The organism is Polaromonas sp. OV174, assembly GCF_900112285.1.
Taxonomy (GTDB): Bacteria; Pseudomonadota; Gammaproteobacteria; order Burkholderiales; family Burkholderiaceae_C; genus Polaromonas.
In genome coordinates, this window is record NZ_FOKZ01000002.1 from 1 (window position 1) to 21,886 (window position 21,886).

The 21,886-nt window shown below is 61.4% G+C and carries 16 protein-coding genes; 6 read left to right on the forward strand and 10 right to left on the reverse strand.

The features are described 5' to 3' along the window. Positions 1-141: 141 nt before the first annotated feature. Positions 142-1,038: a serine hydrolase domain-containing protein gene (locus BM160_RS01770; RefSeq protein ID WP_091999487.1), complete on the reverse strand. Its 897-nt coding sequence runs from the start codon at positions 1,036-1,038 to the stop codon at positions 142-144. A 233-nt stretch (positions 1,039-1,271) separates the two neighbouring features. Between BM160_RS01770 and BM160_RS01775 the strand changes: the two genes are divergently transcribed. Continuing rightward, positions 1,272-3,428 carry a CHASE2 domain-containing protein gene (locus BM160_RS01775; RefSeq protein WP_255368553.1) on the forward strand — a complete coding sequence of 719 codons (2,157 nt, stop codon included), beginning with the start codon at positions 1,272-1,274 and terminating at the stop codon, positions 3,426-3,428. A gap of 55 nt (positions 3,429-3,483) precedes the next feature. On the opposite strand, the gene BM160_RS01780 is transcribed toward BM160_RS01775, so the two are convergent. Both BM160_RS01780 and BM160_RS01785 read right to left on the reverse strand, forming a co-directional pair. Continuing rightward, positions 3,484-4,089, reverse strand: a complete 606-nt coding sequence (locus BM160_RS01780; protein WP_091999493.1) for an OmpA family protein — start codon at positions 4,087-4,089, stop codon at positions 3,484-3,486. Then, positions 4,086-4,547, reverse strand: coding sequence for a FecR family protein (locus tag BM160_RS01785; RefSeq protein WP_091999496.1), 462 nt, complete (start codon positions 4,545-4,547; stop codon positions 4,086-4,088). Before BM160_RS01785 ends, BM160_RS01780 begins: the two co-directional genes overlap by 4 nt. 409 nt (positions 4,548-4,956) lie before the next feature. On the opposite strand from BM160_RS01785, the gene BM160_RS01790 reads away from it, so the two are divergent. The 4 genes from BM160_RS01790 to BM160_RS01805 all read left to right on the forward strand — a co-directional run bounded on the left by BM160_RS01790 (position 4,957) and on the right by BM160_RS01805 (position 10,646). Continuing rightward, positions 4,957-6,969, forward strand: coding sequence for a bifunctional acetyl-CoA hydrolase/transferase family protein/GNAT family N-acetyltransferase (locus BM160_RS01790; RefSeq protein WP_091999499.1), 2,013 nt, complete (start codon positions 4,957-4,959; stop codon positions 6,967-6,969). 9 nt (positions 6,970-6,978) lie between these two features. Then, the gene (locus BM160_RS01795) at positions 6,979-8,847 is read left to right on the forward strand and encodes a cyclic nucleotide-binding and patatin-like phospholipase domain-containing protein (protein ID WP_091999504.1); all 1,869 of its coding nucleotides are present in this window, start codon (positions 6,979-6,981) and stop codon (positions 8,845-8,847) included. An 84-nt stretch (positions 8,848-8,931) separates the two neighbouring features. After that, the gene (locus BM160_RS01800; protein WP_091999507.1) at positions 8,932-9,960 is read left to right on the forward strand and encodes an LLM class flavin-dependent oxidoreductase; all 1,029 of its coding nucleotides are present in this window, start codon (positions 8,932-8,934) and stop codon (positions 9,958-9,960) included. After that, positions 9,957-10,646 (forward strand): pentapeptide repeat-containing protein, encoded by a 690-nt coding sequence (locus tag BM160_RS01805; RefSeq protein WP_091999511.1) that lies wholly within the window; start codon positions 9,957-9,959, stop codon positions 10,644-10,646. The genes BM160_RS01800 and BM160_RS01805 overlap by 4 nt, the downstream gene beginning before the upstream one ends. A gap of 11 nt (positions 10,647-10,657) precedes the next feature. Here the strand turns inward: BM160_RS01805 and BM160_RS01810 are convergent, their stop codons facing one another. The 5 genes from BM160_RS01810 to BM160_RS01830 all read right to left on the reverse strand — a co-directional run bounded on the left by BM160_RS01810 (position 10,658) and on the right by BM160_RS01830 (position 17,776). Then, positions 10,658-12,379: an ABC transporter ATP-binding protein gene (locus BM160_RS01810; protein ID WP_091999515.1), complete on the reverse strand. Its 1,722-nt coding sequence runs from the start codon at positions 12,377-12,379 to the stop codon at positions 10,658-10,660. Next, positions 12,379-13,209, reverse strand: a complete 831-nt coding sequence (locus tag BM160_RS01815) for an ABC transporter permease (protein WP_091999518.1) — start codon at positions 13,207-13,209, stop codon at positions 12,379-12,381. Before BM160_RS01815 ends, BM160_RS01810 begins: the two co-directional genes overlap by 1 nt. After that, entirely contained in the window at positions 13,206-14,150 is a 945-nt protein-coding gene (locus tag BM160_RS01820; RefSeq protein ID WP_091999521.1) for an ABC transporter permease, read from the reverse strand. The genes BM160_RS01815 and BM160_RS01820 overlap by 4 nt, the downstream gene beginning before the upstream one ends. Before the next feature lie 68 nt (positions 14,151-14,218). Continuing rightward, positions 14,219-16,609 carry an ABC transporter substrate-binding protein gene (locus BM160_RS23110; protein WP_369821737.1) on the reverse strand — a complete coding sequence of 797 codons (2,391 nt, stop codon included), beginning with the start codon at positions 16,607-16,609 and terminating at the stop codon, positions 14,219-14,221. Between the two features lie 15 nt (positions 16,610-16,624). Next, positions 16,625-17,776, reverse strand: coding sequence for a C45 family autoproteolytic acyltransferase/hydolase (locus BM160_RS01830; RefSeq protein ID WP_091999524.1), 1,152 nt, complete (start codon positions 17,774-17,776; stop codon positions 16,625-16,627). 262 nt (positions 17,777-18,038) lie between these two features. On the opposite strand from BM160_RS01830, the gene BM160_RS01835 reads away from it, so the two are divergent. Then, complete coding sequence (locus BM160_RS01835) at positions 18,039-18,830, forward strand: IclR family transcriptional regulator (RefSeq protein WP_091999527.1); 792 nt, start codon at positions 18,039-18,041, stop codon at positions 18,828-18,830. Between the two features lie 71 nt (positions 18,831-18,901). Here BM160_RS01835 and BM160_RS01840 read toward each other — a convergent pair whose 3' ends face one another. Next, a complete protein-coding gene (locus BM160_RS01840; protein ID WP_091999530.1) occupies positions 18,902-20,482 on the reverse strand; it encodes a DHA2 family efflux MFS transporter permease subunit in 1,581 nt (526 codons plus the stop codon). Between the two features lie 114 nt (positions 20,483-20,596). Next, positions 20,597-21,868: an HlyD/EmrA/EmrK family protein gene (locus BM160_RS01845; RefSeq protein WP_091999533.1), complete on the reverse strand. Its 1,272-nt coding sequence runs from the start codon at positions 21,866-21,868 to the stop codon at positions 20,597-20,599. Positions 21,869-21,886: the final 18 nt, after the last annotated feature.

Sequence of the window (21,886 nt, forward strand, 5' to 3'; positions counted from 1 at the left end):
CCTTAGAGGCTTGTCCAACACCTGCCCTCAGGCCGTTGTCGTGTCTGGCGCTGTCGTGTCGCTCGGGCAGGTATCGGACAACCCTTAACCAAAGCTGTCTTGTGGCCTTCCTGAAAGCAGACACTCAGAGAGTCAGCACAATCAATCGTCAGACTTCTCAGGTTTCAGGGTTGCCAACAGGCGATTAACGACTTCTGCTTCAGCAAAACCTTCGTCAGAGCCCTCACGAAAAACGGCGCAACTCGCCGTGTTAATACCGTAGGCGCAGCGGTAAACGGCCACTACGCTGCCGGGCCCAACTCCGGTGTGTCCACACAAAGTTAGACCCTTATCCACCACGCCTTGCATCAGGCCGAGACCATATCCCGGAGAAGTCCAAGGGCGCCCAGGAAGCGGTCCACCAAGAACACGTGCCATTTGCATCTCCTGCAGCAGCGAATCAGGCAAGAGGTATCCAGCCAGCAAGCGGTCCAAAAAAAGGGCAGCGCCCGAGAGAGGGCCAACAAGCAAGCCGTGATAAACCCATTCTGGGTCATAAGTGGATGCGGCCCCCAGGCACACGCCGTCCAAGTCCGCTCGCGTCTTTGCGACGCGAACTCGCGACACACCCAGCGGCACCAACGCTTGTTGCATCACCGCGGCCTCAAGCGTGAGGCCTGTCACACGTTCGATAAGCCTCGCTACGTACATGTAGCCGACGTTCGAGTACCTCCAACCGACTCCAGGTGCATAACGCAACCTCGAAGCATCGAGGCGTTGCACCATTTCATCCGGCGGCCAAGGTGTATCGCCGCGAGCAACGGCAGCGTGGTATTCGACAAGCTCGCCATAGTCCGCCAGCCCGGCTTCATGTCTCAGTAGTTGACGAAGGGTGAACGGACCTTCAGGGACCGCGTCATCGAGTCGAACCAACCCATCACGTACAAGTGACAGGGACACTGCCGATAGCACCGACTTCGTAAAGCTCCACCAGGGAACCACCGCATCGTGCTCTTCGTGCCGCACTAGGGAGCCATTCGATACGAGGGAGAAAAACATTGCAGAGTGCATTGAATGGGGAATCAGGTTGGCGCGTCGAAGATCCGCTGCTGGCCGATAGTACCAATTCGCTCTGCCGTGTATCACCATTTGGCGCGTATTTTGAGCCAGCACATCAAGCCGCCCACCACGGATAGTTCGTGGAACTCTTATGAGTTGCCTACGATCGTGTCTACAGTGAGAATGCCGGTTCAACCATGTTTTCAAAACCGCAGCTTCACAAGCTTCCAGGGGTGCTATCCAACCTCGTAGCGGTATCGCTCGTCATCGCGCTTGCTGTCGGGGCTTTGATGTTGTGGCTGCTCAACCCGATTCCATTGCAAAACCTGCGGCTGGCACAGTTCGACCAGTTGCAGCGTTGGTATCCACGAGCCTATTCCCCGGCCGGCGTTCGCGTGGTGGACATTGACGAGGCCAGTCTGAGGGAGTTTGGACAGTGGCCCTGGCCCCGCACTCGTTTGGCAGAACTGGTGAACCGCCTGAAGGATGCCGGCGCCGCTGTGGTGGTGTTTGACGTACTGTTGGTCGAGCCTGACAGGACTTCTCCAGCCCCCATGGCGCGGCTTTGGAAGCATCCAGAAGTCAGCGCGCTCCTTGAAACCCTACCCGATCACGATCAGGTGCTGCAGCAAAGCTTGGCAGAGCAAAGCGTCGTTTTGGGCGCCAGTTTGTCAGGCAGCGGTCACAGTGCCGAGCCCGTGAATGGTTCAAGCCAAGCACCCCCTCCTTATCGGATCATCAACCGTGGCGGGAGTCACCCGGAACAGTGGTTGAATGCTTTCGATGCCATCGTGCTGCCACTGCCCAATCTGATGGCATCGGCCAAGGGAGTGGGGGCACTTAACTTCGCGTCCGATGCGGATGGCGTGGTGCGCCGGGTACCCATGCTTTCCCGGCTTGGGAACGATATGGTTCCAAGCCTTAGCGCTGAAGCTTTGCGCGTGGCCAAAGGCACGCGCAACTACCTGCTGCGCAGCAGTGAAGCCGGCGTCCAGGAGGTCCGCATTGGTGATCTGACCGTGCCTACCGACGCCAAGGCGGAAATTTGGCTGTACTACACCCGGCCCCAGCCTGATCGCTATGTTTCCGCTGCGCGGGTACTGGACAAGCAGGTCGGCAAGGAAAAGTTGGATGGGCACATTGTTCTGATTGGCAGTTCGGCCGCCGGACTGATGGACCTGCGCTTTAGCCCGATGGGCGATGTCATGCCGGGTGTGGAAGCCCACGCACTGGCTTTGGAGCAAATATTGCTTGGCGAACATTTGCAGCGGCCCGCTTGGTTGGCTGGGCTGGAGGCGCTGGTGATTGTTTTGTTTGCCTTGGCGGCCGGCCTTTTTGCACTGGCTTCGTCTGCCCGGTCGGTGGTCATCGCGATGTTGATCGTTTTGGCTGTGATGGTCGCAGGGGCGTGTTATGCATTCGTTGCGCACCATCTCTTGCTCGATGCGATCTATCCCACCCTGGTTGCAGCCATCAGCTTTGCCTTGGGTGGCAGCATTCACCATTGGCTTACCGAACGAGAGCAGCGCTGGGTACGCGAGGCTTTTTCTCGCTATGTCTCGCCCAATCGGGTGGCGCATCTGGTCGCGCACCACGAGCAACTCCAACTGGGCGGGCAGCGTCAGGCCTGCAGCTTTGTCTTTACGGATCTGGCAGGCTTTACCAGCATGATGGAAGCCGGTGATCCAGCGCAGGCCGTGACGCAGCTCAATGAATACCTGGATGGCATGCTCGCCATTATTTTCAAACACGACGGCACGCTGGACCGCATTGTGGGCGATGCGGTGGCCGTTCTTTTTTCCGCACCCGTCCCGCAGCCGGATCACCGTCAACGCGCGATGAACTGCGCACTCGAAATGGACCGTTTTGCCACGGCGTATGCCATGCAGCTGCGAGCATCCGGAACCGCCTGGGGACACACCCGAATCGGGGTGCACACCGGAGAAGTCATTGTCGGAAATTTCGGCGGCAAGACACTGTTTGACTACCGGGCCTTGGGTGACCCGATCAACACCGCGTCACGCCTGGAGAGTGTCAACAAGCACTTGGGCACACGGGTTTGTGTGTCCAGGGCGATCCTGGACGGCTGCGTCGGGGTTCCTGCTCGCCTCGTTGGCTTCCTGGTGCTGCAAGGCAAGGTCCAGCCACTGGAGGTTTATGAGCCCTTGGCGGCCGCCAACGACGCATTGAGCGCGCCCGTCGCCGACTACGCGGCCGGCATGCGCTTGCTGCGCCCGCTGGACAATCAAGACCTGAACCATCCCAGCTTGGCACTGGCGCATTTCGAAGTGCTCTTTGAAAAATACCCGCACGACCCGCTGGTGAGCCTGCACTTGCAGCGCCTGCGATTTGGCGCCACAGATGACCTCATCGTGATGCGCGAAAAATAAAGCGCAAGGCCTTGTTCTTTCTTGTTCTCAGATGCCCCAGCGCATCCACGCCATTTCACCGTATCGTGATTTCAACGCGGCGGTTACGGGGTTCGGCCACGCCCATAGGGGTGGGAACCAACAGGTTTCGCAGCCCCTGCGATTCAATGGAGAGCTGGATGTTCTCCAGGCCCAATTGCTTCAATTGCTCTGCGATGGCCTCGGCGCGTTTGAGTCCAAGGACCTCGTTGGAAGAGGCTTTGTCCAAGGTGTCCGTATGCCCAATCACGGAAATATCGGCAGTCGTCCGGGCGCGGGCGCGATCCAGGATGCGAGGCAACTCCCTTTGCGACTCGGCGGTTAATTTGTTGCTGCCCAGTTCAAAGAAAAGCAGGTAATGCTCCGGCAGTGGCGGTCGGGCTGCAATGGCCGCGCCAAAGTCCTGTTCAATTTGTGCCTGCGGAATAGCAAAAATATCTTTGCTGCCATCGAGCAAGACGCCTTGCCGGGCTTGCGAAATAACTTGCTCGCCGCGCTCACTCCTAACCATCACACTGCCCACCGTTCCGTCTGGATTCGGCAGCAAAACAATATAGGAGTTTGGCGGACTGACACAGGCGGCCAGCAATGCGGCCATAGCCAAAACGGCTACCGCTCGCCCCATGGTGTTGAACCCATTCACTTGGCTTCTTCCACTTGCAAGAGAAACTGCGTGCCCCTGACGCCAATGATGCCCGAGGGGGTCTTGATGGTCACCGCTTCGGGCTTGAGTTTGGCAATGACGCCGGAAACATAATTCAGCGTGCCTTTGCCCATTTGCGTTGCCAGCTTCAACTGCCCTTGTGCCGGCGCGTAAACGTATTCATCCACGGTCATCTCGGTATCAGGCCCAAATGACATGACCGTGTTGTCCTTGAAGGTCACGCCAAGAGATGCCGCCGGCTGGGTCTTGATCAGGCTGCCAATCATGACGGCAGTCCCCAACTCTGCTTTGACACGCTGGCCCAGGGTCGTGATCCAGGCCTCACCGACAACGGTTTTGACATAAGCCACTGGCTCTGGCTGGGCCTGTGCCGGGCACGACAGAACGCTCAGGCCGCAGGCAAAAATCAAGCTCCAAAGACATGAATACAGCTTCATACCTATTCCTTCCTGCGTCCCAAGGTAGGCGCTGAAATTCCATGGAAATGAGGGTGAGTTGATCCTGCCGCAGTGCCGCAAATGGACGTCTGCAGACAGAGAAAGTCGGAAAAATAAGTACAAGCAAGTTTTGTGCTAACAAAAAATCTTGTTTGCTGACAATATCTTGCAAAGGGAGTACCTTTCGTCTGTAAAAGAAAGCGACATGTTTTTCGAACCGGATATCGATTTCATAAAAGCTTACGCACGAAGTACGCCTAGCCACTTTTAGTCTGGATAACGCCGCCCGCAGGCATCGCCTGTCGACCTTGATCAGGCGCACAGGCCTACAGCTTGAACGCCAGCGGCGCTTTCCCTCGGGCTTGTCAGCTTTTGCGTTGACGCAATTCGTTTGCTATAAGGACCGACTATGGATTCCAACAATCCGGGCACAGTCAATCCAGCCCATGGTTTGCCCGGCCCTGCCGACTCCATCAATCAACCTGCCGAAAATCTTTTTTCGCGCCTCAGCAAAAGCCTGCATGTCAAGCTGGGAGGCTCACCGAAAAAACCGGCCGATCCTTTCCCTGGTATCCCACCTTTGTTGCAGCCTTATGCCGACAAGGTCACGACGGCCCAACAAGCCGTCATGCAAGTTCACAGCGGCGACCATGTTTTTGTCGGTACGGCTTGCGCCACACCGCGCTCTTTGGTCGCCGCACTTGAAGCCCGTACGCCCCATCCGGTTGATGTGGAACTGGTGCACTTCCTGACCGACCACGCCGTCCCCCACGACGCGGCGGGTCTGTGCATTTCCAACTACCGGCACCGTACTTTTTTTGTCGGGCAAGACATGCGTGCGGCCGTCAAGCAGGGCCTGGCTGAGTACGTCCCTATGTCAATTGCACGGGTGCCCGGCTTGATGGCGATAGGCCGCATTCCGGTCAACGTGGCGCTGATTCAGGTTTCACCACCCGACGAATTCGGCTATGTCAACCTGGGCGTGTCGGTCGACATCACCCCTGCCGCGGTGGCCAAAGCGCGGGTGGTGATTGCCGAAGTCAATCCGGCCATGCCCCGCTCCATGGGCGAATCGACTCTGCATATCAGCCAGATACACTACCTGGTTCCGGTAGACACACCCGTGATTGAGTTCGTTCACCACGCTGCGTCCGAGCAGGCCATGGAGCAGATTGCGCGCTACATCGGCGGCATCATTGAGGACGGCTCCACCCTGCAAATTGGCTTGGGCCGCATCACCAACGAGGCCCTCAAGTACCTGGTCGATCGGCAAGATATCGGCATCCACTCGGATGTGATCACCGATGCCATCATTCCCTTGCTAGAACGCGGCATCCTGACCGGGCGGCGCAAGAGCAACCAGACCGGAAAAATCGTCACCAGCTTCGCCATGGGTTCGCGCCGTTTGTATGACCTCATAGACCGCAACCCCCTGTTTTCCTTTCAGCCCATAGAGATGGTGTGCAACGCCGCCACGATTGCCGCGCAGCACCGCATGGTTTCGGTGACCCAGGCCTTCGCGGTGGATCTCACCGGCCAGGTCTGCACCGACCAACTGCAAGGCGACTTCTATAGCGGGGTCGAGGCCCAGGTAGAGTTTCTTGGCGGGGCCTCACTGTCTGAAGGCGGCAAGCCGATTATTTGCCTGACGTCGACAGAGGACGATGGCCAGACCTCGCGCATTCGGGCCGTATTGCGCCCCGGCGAGGGCGCCACCATTCCCCGCACCAGCGTGCATTACGTCATCACCGAATTTGGAATTGCCTACTTGTTTGGCAAGTCCATTCGCGAACGCGCCGTGGCACTGATAGAAGTGGCGCACCCAAAGTTTCGTACGGAATTATTTGCAGAGGCCAAGGCACTGGGCTACCTGCCGCTAGGCCAGACGCTGCACAACATGCGCTCCTACGCCGTGGAAGAAGAGGCCAACGCTACGCTAAAGGACCAGCGCAAGGTGCTGCTGCGCCCCGCCACCTCGTCGGACGGCGAGGCAATTCGAACCCTGTTTCATGGCCTGCCCGAGCAAGACATCTACACCCGTTTTTTTCGCAATGTGCGCGAACTCAACAGCCAGGACATGCAGCGCATGTGCAACCTCGATTTCGAGAGTGAAGTCGCCTTTGTCGCCGTCACCGGCCATCGCGAGAATCCACAAATCGTGGGCCACAGCTGCTACGTCATTGATGCCTCCACCAATATTGCCGAAACGGCCTTCATGGTGCATCCCGAATGGCAGGGCTGCGGTCTGGGCTCGGCCTTGCAGGAACGCATGGTCCAGCATGCCAAGCGGCGCGGCGTGCGCGGTTTTTTGGCCGAGATCCTGCCAAGCAACGAGAAGATGATCCGCCTGGCGCGCAACGGATCACCGCAGGTCAGTACTTCCATGACTCGCGACACTGCCCGCGTCACCACGATCTTCTAAAAGCCCATCATGTCCATGCCATGCAACTTTCCCGACGACGTGCTCAGGCAGCATTTGCAGACCATGCTGAGCGACATTGACCCGGCAGCCATGGACCTGCTGCACCGCAACCTGGAGTGGGTAGAGCTCGCTGCCGGTGAAGTCCTCATGGACCAGGGCGGCCCCGGTGACTCCATGTACCTCTCCATCAGCGGCCGCTTGCGCGCTTCGGTGCGCGATCAAGACGGCCAAGAGCGCATGGTGCGCGAGATGAGCCGCGGCGAAATCATTGGCGAGATGAGCCTCTACGTCGACGAGCCGCGCTCCGCCACGGTGGTGGCTATCCGTGACTCGGTGCTGGTGCGCCTGGCCAAGGCCGAGTTCACCAAGCTACTCGCCAGCAGCGCCCAGGTGTCGATTGCCCTGACGCGGCGCATCATCAAGCGCCTGGCCAGCGCCGGCACGCGTCCCGTGATCCCGCCACCCGTCACCATGGCGATGCTGCCCATTACCAGCGGCCTGGATGCCACCGACTTTGCCCGGCGCTTCGCCGCGCACCTGGGACGCATAGGCAAGGTCTGCATCGTGGATGCCGCCAGCGTTGACGCTGCCCTGCAGCAGCCCGGCCTGGCCCGCACCGCGATCACCGATACAAGCGGTAGCCGTCGCATTGCCATCTATCTGGACCAGCTGGAGCTGGCTCACGAGTTCGTTTTGCTCGTGGGTGACGCCGACGCCAGCCCCTGGACCCAGCGCTGCAGTCGCCACAGCGACGAGATGCTGTTGTTGGCCGACGCAACTCACCCGCCCGATGTTCATGAGACCGAGGCGCTATGTCTTGCGCAGCGCAACGACCGCAGCGACGCGGCGCAGATCCTGGTCTTGCTGCACCACGCCGACACACGCTGCCCCAGCGACACGCGGCGATGGCTGACGCGCCGCCCCGTAACGGATCACGTGCATGTGCGATGCGGCCTGGACGGCGACATGGCCCGCCTGGCCCGCATCCAGAGCCGGACCGCGGTGGGGTTGGTGCTGGCCGGCGGCGGCGCCAAAGGTCTGGCCCACCTGGGTATGTACCGGGCGCTCCAGGAGCGAGGCATAGCGGTGGACTTTGTGGGCGGCACCAGCATAGGGGCTGTGATGGCCGCAATGCTGGGGTCGGACAGACCCTTGGAAGAGCTGATGTCCATCGCGCGCAGGGCGTTTTCCGACAAGCCCACCAGTGACTTCAACCTGATCCCGCTGATCTCACTCATTCGCGGACGGCGCATGCGGAAAATTTTGCAGGTGGCGGTGAAAGATATTTTTGGCCATCCGGCGGATATCGAGGATGTCTGGAAAAACTACTTCTGCGTCGCCAGCAACTACACCCACGCCCGTGAACAGGTCATCACACAGGGCACCTTGCTCAAGTCGATTTTGGCCAGCATTGCCATACCCGGCGCGTTTCCGCCGGTGCTTGTCGGCGGTGAACTGCTTTGTGACGGCGGCACCTTCAACAACTTCCCGGCCGACATCATGCGTGGGCGCCGCGGGGTGGGAAAAGTCATTGGGATGGATCTCGGTACACGCAAGCCACGCCTCTTCGCGCTGGAGGAGATGCCAGGCGGCTGGGCCCTGCTGCGTGATCGCTTGCGCCCGCGCACCAAGCGCCGATTCAAGCTGCCCTCCCTCATGGCCTATTTGCTGAACGTGACCATCATGTACAGCACTTCGCGCCAACGGGAATCCCAAAGACAGACCGATTTGTACTTCAACCCACCGCTTGAACGCGTGGGCATGTTGCAGTGGGACCGTTTCGACAGCATCACCCAGCAGGGCCACGCACACGCCTGCGAGGTGCTGGACGGCATGACCGAGGAACAACTGGGCGCCTTTCGCAATAACCCCCAATAAAGCTCGGTAGCGCGTCCGAACTGGCCTTTCCGCCGCAAGGCCCCACACCAGCGCCGCCGCAGGCAAGGCACGACAATCCAAATCATGAAAGCACTTCAAAACATCGCGCTGTCCATGCTCGACCTGGTCGCCGTCCGCGAAGGCGGTACGGTGGCCGATGCGCTGGCGATTTCTCTGCGCACCGCCCAGCATGCCGAGCGCTTGGGCTTTACCCGCTACTGGCTGGCCGAGCACCACAACATGCAGGGCATTGCCAGTTCGGCGACGGCTGTGCTGGTGGGCTATATCGCTGGCGGCACACGTACGCTGCGCGTGGGCTCGGGTGGCGTCATGCTGCCCAACCATGCGCCGCTGGTGGTGGCCGAGGCCTTTGGCACGCTGGCCGAGCTCTACCCCGGCCGCATTGACCTGGGCCTGGGCCGCGCACCCGGCACAGACCAGGCCACCATGCGGGCACTGCGGCGCGATCGCACCGAAACGGCCGATGATTTTCCGCAGGATGTGGCCGAGCTGCAGCGCCTGCTGGCGCCGGCTGAACCAAACCAGCGCCTGATTGCCATGCCCGGCGCAGGCACCCAGGTGCCGATCTGGCTGCTAGGCTCCAGCCTGTTTTCGGCGCAGCTGGCAGCCGAGCGCGGCCTGCCCTACGCCTTTGCCTCGCACTTCGCGCCGCGCCTGTTGTTGCAGGCCCTGGCGCTGTACCGGCAACACTTCCGCCCTTCTGCCACCTTGGCCAAGCCCTATGTGATTGTTGGCGTGCCGCTGATTGCCGCGCCCACCGACGAGGAAGCCGAATACCTGGCCAGCAGCACCTACCAGCGCGTGCTGGGAATTCTGACGGGCGACAGGCGCGGACTGCAGCCGCCGGTGGAAAACTTCATGGCGCAACGCCACCCCCAGGAACGCGCCGCCATAGCCGATTTTCTGGCCGCCGCCGTGATTGGCGGCCCGCAGACGGTGCATGCCGGCCTGCTCGCGCTGGCCCAGGCAACCCAGGCCGACGAGTTCATGCTGGTCAGCGATGTGTTCGATCCGGCCTTGCGGCTTCGCTCGCTGGACATTGCAGCGGCTGCATGCGGCGTCTCAGCGCCAGCAACTTCATCTCACTCATGACGAGCCCTGCCTCAGCCATCACCGGCGAAGCCATCTCGCGCGACCGGCTGGAGGCCTGCATCGCCAGCGCCGCCAGCCCGCTGGTTTTCGAGCAATGCGACTTTGATGGCAGCGACCTGTCGCGACTGAAGCTGCACGGCATCGAGTTCAAAAACTGCAGCTTTGCAGAAACCGCCTTCTACGCCGCGGATCTGTCGCAAGCATCCTGGCTGGGCTGCAGGGGGCGGCAAGCCAACTTCGAAGCGGTCGACCTGACGGACGCACAGTTCATCGACTGCGACCTCAACAACAGCGCATGGCGGCGGGCCAGACTGTCATCGGCCGCCTTCAAGGGCTGCAAGCTGACCGGGGCAAACTTTGAAGAAGTTGCATCACTGGGATTGACATTCGAAGACACCCTGCTCATCGGTGCCGATCTGCGCAAAATGTCTTTCCGAAAAATGACACTGCGCCAGCTGGACCTGTCCGAAGCAGACCTCTCGGGCTGCGATTTTCGCGAGGCCGTGTTCGAAGGCGGCAGCCTGCGCCATGCCCACCTCAAGCTCACGCGCTTCGAAGGCGCCGACCTGCGCGAGGCGGAACTGGGCGGCTTGAAGCTGCTCGATACCAAAGCCTTCAAAGGTGCCACCGTTTCCTACCGGCAAGCCGCGCAGTTGCTGGGCGAGCTGGGGCTGAATGTGGCTTGAAGGCCGGGCACTCAAGCCAGCCGCAAATCAGCCAAGGAATCGATAGCTGCCACTGTCGCCTCGGCAGCAGCACTGCCGACCACGGGTGCGTCAAAGCGCCACTTCAGTTGCACGCCACCGCCGGGCGTAGCCTCCAGTGCCGGGATGGCCGACAAGAGAAGACGCGTGTAGGCGTGTTGCGGCCGGTCGAAGATTTCATCGCGACTGCCCTGCTCCACAATTCGCCCTTCCTGCATCACGACCACCCGGTCCGCCACCTGCTCGACCACGCTGAGATCGTGGCTGACGAACATGCAGGCAAAGCCGTGGCGTTCCTGCAAGTCGGCAAAAAGATCCAGAATCTGCGCGCGCACCGTCATATCGAGCGCGGAAACGGGCTCGTCGGCAATGACGAACTTCGGCCGTCGCACCACGGCACGGGCAATGGCGATACGCTGGCGCTGCCCGCCCGACAACTCATGCGCAAAGCGAGTCGTATAGCTCGCATCCAGGCCAACCTCGTCAAGCGCGGCGGCAATGCGCGATTGGCGCTGCGGTGCGGTAAGCCCTGAAACCTGGCGCAAAGCCTCACCAATCAGGTCAGCCACAGTCATGCGCGGGTCCAGCGATGAATATGGATCCTGAAACACCATCTGGCAATTGAGCCGGTAATTGCGCAGAACGGCCACATCGCCCTCGCCCAGGCGCGTGCCCTCAAACAGTATCTCGCCGCCGCTGGGCGCGAGCAGGCCGGCAATGGCGCGGCCCAGTGTGGTCTTGCCGGAACCGCTGCCGCCGACCACTGCCACCACTTCACGCGGCCGGATTGTCAGATCAATGCCGTGCAAGGCACGCTTGCCGTGGCTTTTTTTACGGAAAAAGCCGCCGCGCGCGCCGTAATCGATCACCAACTTGCGCACTTCAACAATCGGCGCCGTTTCAGGCAGCGGACGCGCCGGCGCACGCCTGGGCAAGGCGGCCAGCAGCTTGCGGGTATAGGGGTGCTCGGGGCGCTGCAGCAGTTGCTCGGTCAATCCCTGCTCGACGATCACACCCTGGCGCATCACGATCATGCGGCGCGTATAGCGGGCCACCATGGACAAATCGTGACTGATCATCAGCACGGCGGTTTGGTGATCGCGTGCCAGTTCCACCATCAGCTCTATCACTTCTCGCTGCACCACGGCATCGAGCGCCGTGGTTGGCTCGTCTGCCAGCAACAGCGCGGGTTTGAGCAACATGACCGAGGCCAGCATGATGCGCTGACGCATGCCACCAGAGAACTCGTGCGGATAGGCCTGCAGCGCCCGTTCTGCGTCCTTGATACCAACCCGGTGCAGCATCTCCATGACCAGGCGACGGCGCTCGACAGGGTCGAGCTTGCGATGGCGGATCAGCCCCTCCTCAAGTTGCCGGCCTATCTTCATGGCGGGATTGAGCGAGGTCATGGGCTCCTGAAACACCATGCCGACGCGACCGCCGCGCAGAGCGCGCATGTCTGCAGGCGACATCGCGGCGATGTCACGCCCTTCAATTTCAATGCTTCCACCGGCGCGCCGTATCGCCGGTGGTTCCAGGCCCATGATGGCGCGGGCTGCCAGTGTCTTGCCGCTACCGGACTCGCCAACGATGCCCACCAGTTCACCGGGCTCCACCACAAAGCTGACGCCATCGACGACACGCCGACCGCTGTGGCCGAGCTCCAGCACCAGATCCTGTACCCGCACCAAGGGGGGTGTTATACGGTTAGCCATCATTGAACACCTCGCATGCGCGGATCGAAACGGTCGCGCAAGGCGTCCCCAAGCAGATTGATGCCCAGCAGCGTGATCGAAATGCAAGCCCCGGGCACAATGCCCAGCCACACGGCCTGTTCAAAGTAAGGGCGGCTGGCCGCCAGCATATTGCCCCAGGTCGGCGCCGGCGGCGGCACGCCCAGTCCGAGAAAGCTCAAGGCGCTTTCGGCGAGCAGCGCCCAACCGAACATCGACGTGGCCAGCACCGTGAGCGGCGCCATGCAGTTGGGCAGCACATGGCGCCACATCGTATAAATTTCGGAATTTCCCATGACGCGCGAAGCGTCAATGAACTCGCGCTCGCGCAGTGACAACACGCTACCGCGAACCACCCGCGTCACCGAGGGCGTGTAGGCGAAGGCCAGCGCGCCGACGATACCGTAGAGGTTGGCACCGAACACCGCGAGCAGACCCAGCGCCAGCAAGATGCCGGGAAACGCCAGCAGCGCGTCATTGAATGTCATCACGATGCGGTCAAAGGCGCCGCGCAGAAAACCGGTCAGAACCCCCAGGGTGGCGCCGACCATGACCGCGCAGCTGACCGAGAGCAGGCTGATCCAGGCACTGGTCGCGGCCCCCAGCATGAGTCGGCTGACGACATCACGCCCGAATTCGTCAGTACCTAGCCAGTAGCTGGCGCTGGGCGGCGCCAATTTAACCGCAAAGTTGAGCGCCATAGGATCGTGCGGCGTCCAGAATGTGCCCAGTAGCGCCACCAGCAGCACGCTGGCTACGATCAGCCCCCCCAGCACGGCATTGGGCGCGAGCGCCCGTTTAAAGAGTTTCATTGTGCGGTAACCCTTGGATCGAATAGGGGATAGAGCAGATCGACAATCAGGTTGACCACCACGTACACAAAGGCGATGAAAAGCAGGCAGCCCTGAATCACCGGGTAGTCCCGGCCAAAAATCGAATCGACCAGCAGCCGGCCCAGACCCGGAATGGTGAAGACGGTTTCAACCACGGCGATACCGCCCAGCAGATTGCCCAACACCAGGCCCAGCAGCGTCCAGGTTGGCCCGAAACTGTTGCGCAGCGCATGCCGCCACATGACCTCCCCTTCGCTCAGACCCTTGGCGCGGGCGTGAGTGATGTAGTCAAGCCGCAGCACTTCAAGTGTGCTGGCGCGAGCCATACGCATCACGACGCCAATCTCGTGCAGGAACAGGGTCAGGATGGGCATCACCATGTAGAGCAAGGCCTTGCCCGGGTTGTCAGCGAAGGAAACATAGCCCACCACCGGCAACCAGCCCAGCTTGAGGCCAAAGAACAACAGGATCAACAGGCCCAGCCAGAAGGTCGGTATGGACAGCAGCAAAGTCGATGCGCCCACCAGCGCCAAATCGGTCAGACTGTTTTGGCGCCAGGCGGCCAACATGCCGGCAGGCACGGCCACCAGCGCGGCCATCAGCACGGCGATCACCACCAGGCGGCCGCTGACAAGAAAACGGTCCCAGACCAGCGGTAACACTGGCTGCTGCGAGGTGATGGACTGACCTAGGTCGCCCCGCAAAATATTGCCAAACCAGATGCTGAACTGCTCCAGCAAGGGCTTGTCCAGCCCCAGCCGCTGCTGCAGGTCACCCAGCGCCTCGGGGGTAGCCAGGTCGCCTAGCATGAGTGAGGCCGGATCACCCGGCACCAGGCGTATCAGAACAAAGACGCTTACCGCCACGATGAACAGGGTCGGCAAGGCCGTCAGCAGCCGTTTTAGGATGAAGTGAAGCACGCTGTGGTCCCGGTAGATAACTTCTTATGCGCGTTGGTAGGGGCAGGAGGTCGCAGCCGTCCTTCAGCTCACTTGCTGACCTTGACTTCCCACAGTCGCGGCTTGGAGGCAACCCATGGCGTGTAGCCCTGCAGCCTCTTGGTGTTGGCGGTGATGTCAACGTAGTTGTAAAGCATGATCATGGGCACGTCGGCCATGAAACGCTTGTGCAGGTCGTCGAAGATCTTGGAACGCTGGGCTGGGTTGGAGATCGTGCTGGCCTGATCAATCAGCGCCAGAGCCTCGGGATTTTCCCAAACTTTGCGTGGTTGCCTGTCTTTAGGACCGGAAAACTGCTCATAGCTCAGCGCCGGGTCAAGTCGGGCCGAGTACGAAAAAGCCATCATCTGGTAGTTGCCCTTGTTATAGCGGTCCAACTGCGTGGCCCATTCGAGCACTTCGACCTCCACATTGAGACCCACGGCCATCATCATTTGCTGGGAAATCAGCGCGATGTTGAAGCTGGGCCGTCCCGGGCGCTTGTTCGTGATCAGCTTGATCTTCTGGCCCTTGTAACCGGCTTCCTGCAAAAGCTTTTTGGCCAGAGCCAGATCGTGCTTGTAGCCTTGCCGCTGCGTTTCCGTATAAAACGGCGAGCTGGCATAAATCGCCGATGCATTGGGGCGGGTCAAGCCGTTCGAGGCAGCACTGGTGAGTTGGCGCACGTCCAGCGCGGCAGCAATGGCCTGGCGAATTTTCGGGTTGCCCAGCACCGGGTCGCGGGTCTGAAACAGCAAGACTTCCTTGGCGCTGGTCGGCGTCGTCTTGACTTCCACACTAGGCACCCTGGACATCTCGAGCAGGTCGCTGTCCAGCAGCTGAACGGCATCCACCGCGCCCGACAGTAGCGCGGCCTTGGTGGTCGCCGGGTCCGGGATCACCATGAACTTGACGGCGCTGACCATAGGGCGCTTGGCCCCGAGGTAGCCGTCAGGTGCCTTGCCGGCCGGTGACACATAGCCGTCAAAACGGTTGAGCAAAACATACTCACCGCGCTTCCACTCGCCCAGAGTGAACGGGCCGGTGCCTATGGGCGCTTTAAAGCTGCCATCAGGATTCACCGAATCCTTGTGAATCACGCCGGCCATGGCGCAGTCGGTGCGCGCCAGGGAATCCAGGAACAGCGCATTAGGCTTGTTGATGCGCATCACCACCGTCTGCGGATTCGGTGCCGTCACCGACTCGACCTTCAGCCCGCTGCGACCGTCGAACTCGCTCAGGCAGCGCCAGTCAGTTTTGGGGTCCATATAACGGTTCCAGCTCCACAGCACATCTGCCGACGTCAGGGCCATGCCATTGTGAAACTTGACACCCCGGCGCAGTGTGAAGGTATAGGTCAGGCCATCGGGCGACATCACCATCTTTTCTGCCAGCAACGGGCCCACGGCGCCGTCCTCACGCAGTGCGACCAGGCCCTCCACCAGATGCAGCATCACGGTATCGGTGTTGTCATCGCGGTTGACACCGGGGTTGATGCTGCGAATGTCGGCGTTGAGCGCAACATTGACCGTCTGCGCGGCCAGCGGCCCGGCCGCAGCGGCTCGGCCTGCGCGCAGTTTTTTCAAGGATGCGGCAATAAACGTTTTCATCTCGCCCAGGCAGTTGATGCCGTCGTGCGCCACCTCGGGAACGATGTCGAGTTGCGCCTGGACTCCTGCGGCTAGCAGCGTTCGCTGCAAGGTCGCCAGGCGATCGGGTCGGGTGCGGCCGGCGTCGTTGGCGCCCGGCATCCAGTGACGGCCGCCCTCGCTATGGGTGATTTCCCAGGTCTCCCGGTCGGCGCCCCCCACCACCAACTGAACCGGGACGCGCCGCAAGGCATCCAGGTCCAGGCCTATGCCGAAGATCTGCTGCATGTCGGCCACGCCAACCCACCAGTTGCGATCGGTATCCAGCAAGGTCACCGATCCAGGTGCTCCTACACTGCTGGCCCAAAGCCGCCCGGGATGCAAATAGGTGAAGCGGTTGACGAACTGCCCGCCGCCGGAATAACCAGCCAGAGCGAAGCGATTGAAAGTGGTGCCGTACTTGGCGCCGACCTCCTCCACCATGCCCAGGAGCACCTCGTCATAGCGGATGTCGCCTTCGCGCAGCTGCTTGAAGCCGTCGCGGTTGCCGTCGCCCAGAACGCCGACAGGAAACAACGGGCACAGCACCGCACAATAGTTCCAGCGGCCAAACTCCGCCAGGGCGTCGCGGTACTTGATGAAGGTACGCCCCGTGCCATGCACCATCACCAGCAGTTCGGGCGGCTCATCGCGCTCCAGCATGTCGCTGGGCATATACAGGCAATAGCTGAAACGGGGGTCTTTGGCATAGGCAAAGACGGTGGTCTCGTTCATGTCATACATGAGCTTGCCACGCTCGCCGGGATCGCCCGCCACGGGAAGTTCGGCTGCAGAAGGAGTCGCTTGATTCATGATTTTCCTGCGGCCTCAGGCCAAAACGGGAGCGGCTGCTGCACTGAAAGAGCGGTCCATCTTCAGCGAATAGGTCGCGAACTTGCGGTTGAGTGCCGGCAGTGGCGCGACTTCAAGATGGCCCAGAGCGGGATCCATCAGGATCATGGCGACCGTCGCGCTGAGATTGCTCTCCTCCGTATCGCGCGGCGGGCGGCAAACCGACCAGGGCGTTGCGAAGTCATCAAAAAATGCTTCACGCAGGTGATCCAGGGTCAGTTGGCCCCGTGCCCTTTCCAGAATCTGGCGTACCCGGAAGTCCCGGTACAGCGAGTCGGGTGAGCTGGCGATGCCGAGGTCGCGGAGTTTGCCAAGCGCAACCTGGCTTTGCCAGTGATTCGAATGCACCACGATGTCCCGCTCGGGATAGATCAGAAAGCTCTCGTCGGGCGCACACTCGATGTCCAATGCGAAGCCGTCGGCATGGCTGATCATCAGGTTGTTCGAGCCTGATTTTGGCGTGCAATAGACCGTCTTCAAGGCCTGCGCCACATGCTCGGTTTCCAGGATTTTTCGGCGCAACAGTGCCAGCGGCACCCCCACCTGGCTGTAGTCCCGGTCCGAGCTGAGGTAATTGGCCGTGACCGCGATACCGGCGGAATTCAGACCGCAGCGCGCCAGTCCACCTGCCTCGGTAAAGGTCAAGATATCCGGTCCGTCTTCACGCCGGATTTTCAGCACCACGCCGGTGGTGGCGCATTCGGCCTTCCAGTCCCAGTTCTGGCCGTGCAGCAGCCGGCCACTCGCCGTCACCTCGGGCAGCAGCACCGCGCCGGTACAGCCGTCAGGTTCGCGATCGGCTCGCTGGGCGTCGGCCTGCAGCTTGCCCAGGCGCAGGATTTCGGTGCGCGCATTGATCAGGACGATGTCAGCCAGATCCAGATTGGCGCCTTCCGCGATGCCCCGCATCTCCTCCACATAAAGGGGATCGAACTCGTCGATGCTGGGCAAAAAGGTATTGACCAGCTGGCGAATGGCGTCGCTGGTCAGTGACATCGCACCGAGCTGTGAGGCATAGAGATCGACACTGCGACGAATTCTCACGGCGGCCTTCTGGCCGTATTGGCGGCCACGCTCCCGTGCATCACCAGACAGTTCTATGAGGGGAAATAGTTCAACAGGGTTCATGGCTGAGATTCAGTAGTGTGGTTCTGGAAGGCCGTGGCCGAATGGCTGCTTATTTGATGACAGCACTGCATGGCACCAGTGATCGGTTTCAAAGTGACGCTTTTCATGGCCTTAAATAATTGCCTCAATGTATTATTCAGCGATACATCGGTTTAATCAATAAAACAAATGCCATCCTAGGGTTTCCACCGAAGCATCTGTGGCATGAGTGAACACGACGAAACAACAGCGACAATTGCGCCCTCATTGCTAAGGATTCACTTTGGACTACACCGTTGCCGCCGTAGATGAAGCCATCAATTTGCTGCTTCTTGTGGCCGCCGATCCCGGTCTGGGCGTCACGGAAATCGCCAGGCGCGCTGGCATTACCAAGGCACGCGCGTTTCGCCTGCTGACCACGCTGGAGCAACGCGACCTCGTCAAACGCCACGGCGATTACGCGTCCTATTACTTAAGCTTTCAGGCCTTGCGCCTGGGTGCGGCGGCGCAAGATCAAATCGATCTGGCCAGGCACGCCAAGGAGGCGCTAGAGGCCTTGGGCGCCACCTTCAACGAGGGCGTGGTGGTTCGTATCCGCGACGGACTGGAAACCGTCTGTGTAGCGCGCTGGGAGTCGACGCAATCGCTGCGCGTCCCAGGCCAGATCGGCGATCGGCGCTCGCTGCAGGCAGGCGCGCCCAGCAAGCTGCTGCTGGCCTATGCGCCACAAGAGGTGCTTGACGCCATACTGGCCTCCGATCGCACGCGCTTCACGGAGAGCACACCGGTGTCAGATAGCGAGCTGCTGCAAGCGCTCGCCAAGGTCAGGGAGCAGGATTACGCCATTTCCATCGGCGAGCGCGTTGCCGACACAGCCGCGATCGCCGTTCCCATACGCGACAACAGCGGCGGCGTGATCGCCTCACTGAGCATCACGACGCCGGTCACCCGCATGACCAAGGACAGGATTGCCCGCTATCTGCAAGAGCTTCAGCTGCGAGCCGGAGAAATTTCGAAGGCGCTGGGCTACAGGCCCGAAAGGCTTGACCCGTCTGCGGAAAAGCGGGGCACCTAAACGCCGGTATCAGGCAGGCCCGGAGTTTAAGTGGCGGTCACCAGCGATCGCTGGCAAACACGGCCCCTGGCTCAATGCGCCCCCGCCGCCGCATCCGCGCTGCTGGCGTCTGCGCGCGCAGGCCGCGTCAGATAGACCAGCGGAATCAGCAGCAGAAAAATCAATGCCGAGACGTAGAACACATCGTTGGCCGCCAGCATGTAGGCCTGCTGATCGACCAGGCGGTTGATGCTGCCCAGCGCCTGATCGGGCGTCAGGCCGGCACTGGCCAGGCCTGACAAAGCGCTGCTGGTAGCCGTGCTGCCCTGGTTGACGTACTCACTGATTTGCGCGTGATGCATGGCGGCGCGATCTTGCCAGATGGTGGTGGCAATCGAGGTGCCAAACGAGCCCGCCGTGATGCGCAAGAAATTGGACAGACCCGAGGCCGCCGGGATCTTGTCATGCGATAGCCCGGACAGCGTGATGGTGACCAGCGGGATGAAAAAGCAGGCCGTGGCCACGCCCTGGATGATGGTCGGAATCAGGATGGTGCCGAAATCAGCCTGGGTGTTGAAGTTGGAGCGCATCCAGAGCACCAGCGCAAACACCACGAAAGAAAATGCCGCAAAGCGGCGCGGGTCCACCTTGGTAATGTTCTTGCCCACCAGCGGCGCCAGCAATATGGCCATGACGCCCACCGGCGCCATGACCATTCCGGCCTGGGTGGCGGTGTAGCCCATGTATTGCTGCAGCCACAGCGGCAGCAACACCACGTTGCCAAAAAACAAACCGTAACCGACAGCGGTGGCCACCGCCCCGGCCCAGAAATTGCGCCGTTTGAACAGCGTCAGATCCACCACCGGGTGTTCTTCGGTCAGCTCCCAGATGACGAAAGCCACCAGTCCGACCAGTGCGACGATGGCCAGCGCCACCACCTCGCCGGAATGAAACCAGTCCAGCTCCTGGCCCTTGTCCAGCATGATCTGCAGCGCGCCCACCCAGATCACCAACAGCGCCAGTCCGACCGAGTCGATCGGCAGCTGGCGGGTGACGCTTTCGCGCTTGTGAAAAATGCTCCAGGTGATGAAGGCCGCGCCGAAACCAATGGGAATGTTGATGTAGAAAATCCAGGGCCAGGAAATGTTGTCGGTGATCCAGCCGCCCAGCAGCGGCCCCATGACGGGCGCCACCAGCGTGGTCATGGACCAGAAGGCCATCGCCGTTCCCGCCATCGCTTTCGGGTAACTCGACAACAGCAGCGCCTGCGACAGGGGAATCATGGGCCCGGCCACCAGGCCTTGCAGCACGCGGAAAAAAATCAGCGTGGTCATGTTGGGCGCCAGGCCACACAACCAGGAAGTGATCACAAACAGAATGACGCTGGTGGTGAACAGGCGAACCTGGCCAAAGCGCTGCGACAGCCAGCCCGTCAGCGGCACGGCAATTGCGTTGGCCACGCCAAAGCTGGTGATGACCCAGACGCCCTGGTTGGGGCTGACGCCCAGGTCACCGGCAATGGCGGGCAGCGAGACGTTGGCAATCGACGAGTCGAGCACGTTCATGAAGGTCGCGGCCGACAGCGCCAGCGTGCCCCAAAGGCGCGCCGAACCCGTCAAAGGCGGCGGCGGCGCGTAGGCCGCAGCGGGTTCAGAGGCAGTAGCAGAAGCCATGGGATACCTGAAAGAAAGAAGCGAAAAGAACGGAAAGCGCGTCAAAAACCAGGGCAACAGGAAGATCGATGTCGCAGCGCGGATCTACACCTGTGCCTGGGCTTGCCGCTAAACCTATGGCGCGGCTTTCGCCGCCGTTGGCGCAGCAGCAGCGGCGCTGGCCAGCAGGGGTTTGAAGGCCTTGCCTGCATTGGCCGCGATCACGCGGCGCACATCCGCATCGCCGCCATCGTTGGTGGCGGCATAGGCCTGGCTGTCGGCCTGCGCGGCGCTGCGCGGGGCCTCGGCCAGGGCGATACCGTCCTTGTTGCTGATGTCGACTTCAGCGTCCATCGACAAGCCCACCCGCAGCGGGTGCGCGGCCAGCGCCTTGGCATCCAGCGCGATGCGAACCGGCACGCGCTGCACCACCTTGATCCAGTTGCCGGTGGCGTTTTGCGCCGGCAGCAGCGAAAACGCCGCGCCTGTGCCCACGCCCAGCCCGACCACCGTGCCGGGGTACTCGACCTTTTTGCCATACAGGTCGGCCAGCAGCTTGGCCGGCTGGCCAATGCGGATGTTGCGCAGCTGGACTTCCTTGAAGTTGGCATCGACCCAGACCTGGTTGAGCGGGATGATGGCCATCATGGGCGCGCCGGCGGCCACGCGCTGGCCCAGTTGCACCGTGCGCTTGGCCACATAGCCATCGACCGGTGCCACCAGGGCGGTGCGCTGCGTGGCCAGATAGGCTTCACGCACCTTGGCCGCTGCCACCAGCACGCTGGGGTGCTGCTCTATGCTGGTGCCGTCAGTCAGGGCCTGGTTGCTGCTGAGCTGCTCGCGCGCCGCCACCACGCCGGCCTGGGCAGCGGCCAGTGCGCTTTTTGCATTGGCCAGTTGCGTCTGCGCGTGGTTGAGTTCCTCCTTGGACACGGCGCCGTTGCCGGTGAGCGACTGGCGGCGGTTCAGGTCGTCGCTGGCACGGGCAATGTCGCTCTGGGCCTTGACCACGTCGGCGTCGCGCAGCGTGATTTGCGCGGCCAGCGTGCCGTTGTTGGCATACAGGGTGCGCACCTGGCGCACCGCCTGGGCCAGCGCCGCCTCGGCCTGGTCCAGCGCCACCTTGGCGTCGGCCGGGTCGAGCTGCACCAGCGGCTGGCCGGCTTTCACGAAATCGGTGTCGTCGGCCATGATGGCGGTGACGGTGCCGCCGATCTGCGGCGTGATCTGGATCACATTGCCCTGCACATAGGCGTTGTCGGTGGACTCGTAATGGCTGGCCACCAGGTATTCATAGGCGGCCCAGCCCAGGCCGGCCACGACGACGACCGCCGCCAGCGCGGTCAGCGCCTTCTTGCGTTTGGGGTTGCCGGGTGCGCGGGAGTCAGTGGTTTGGGGAGTGTTCATGATGGCGGTTCGACGTTG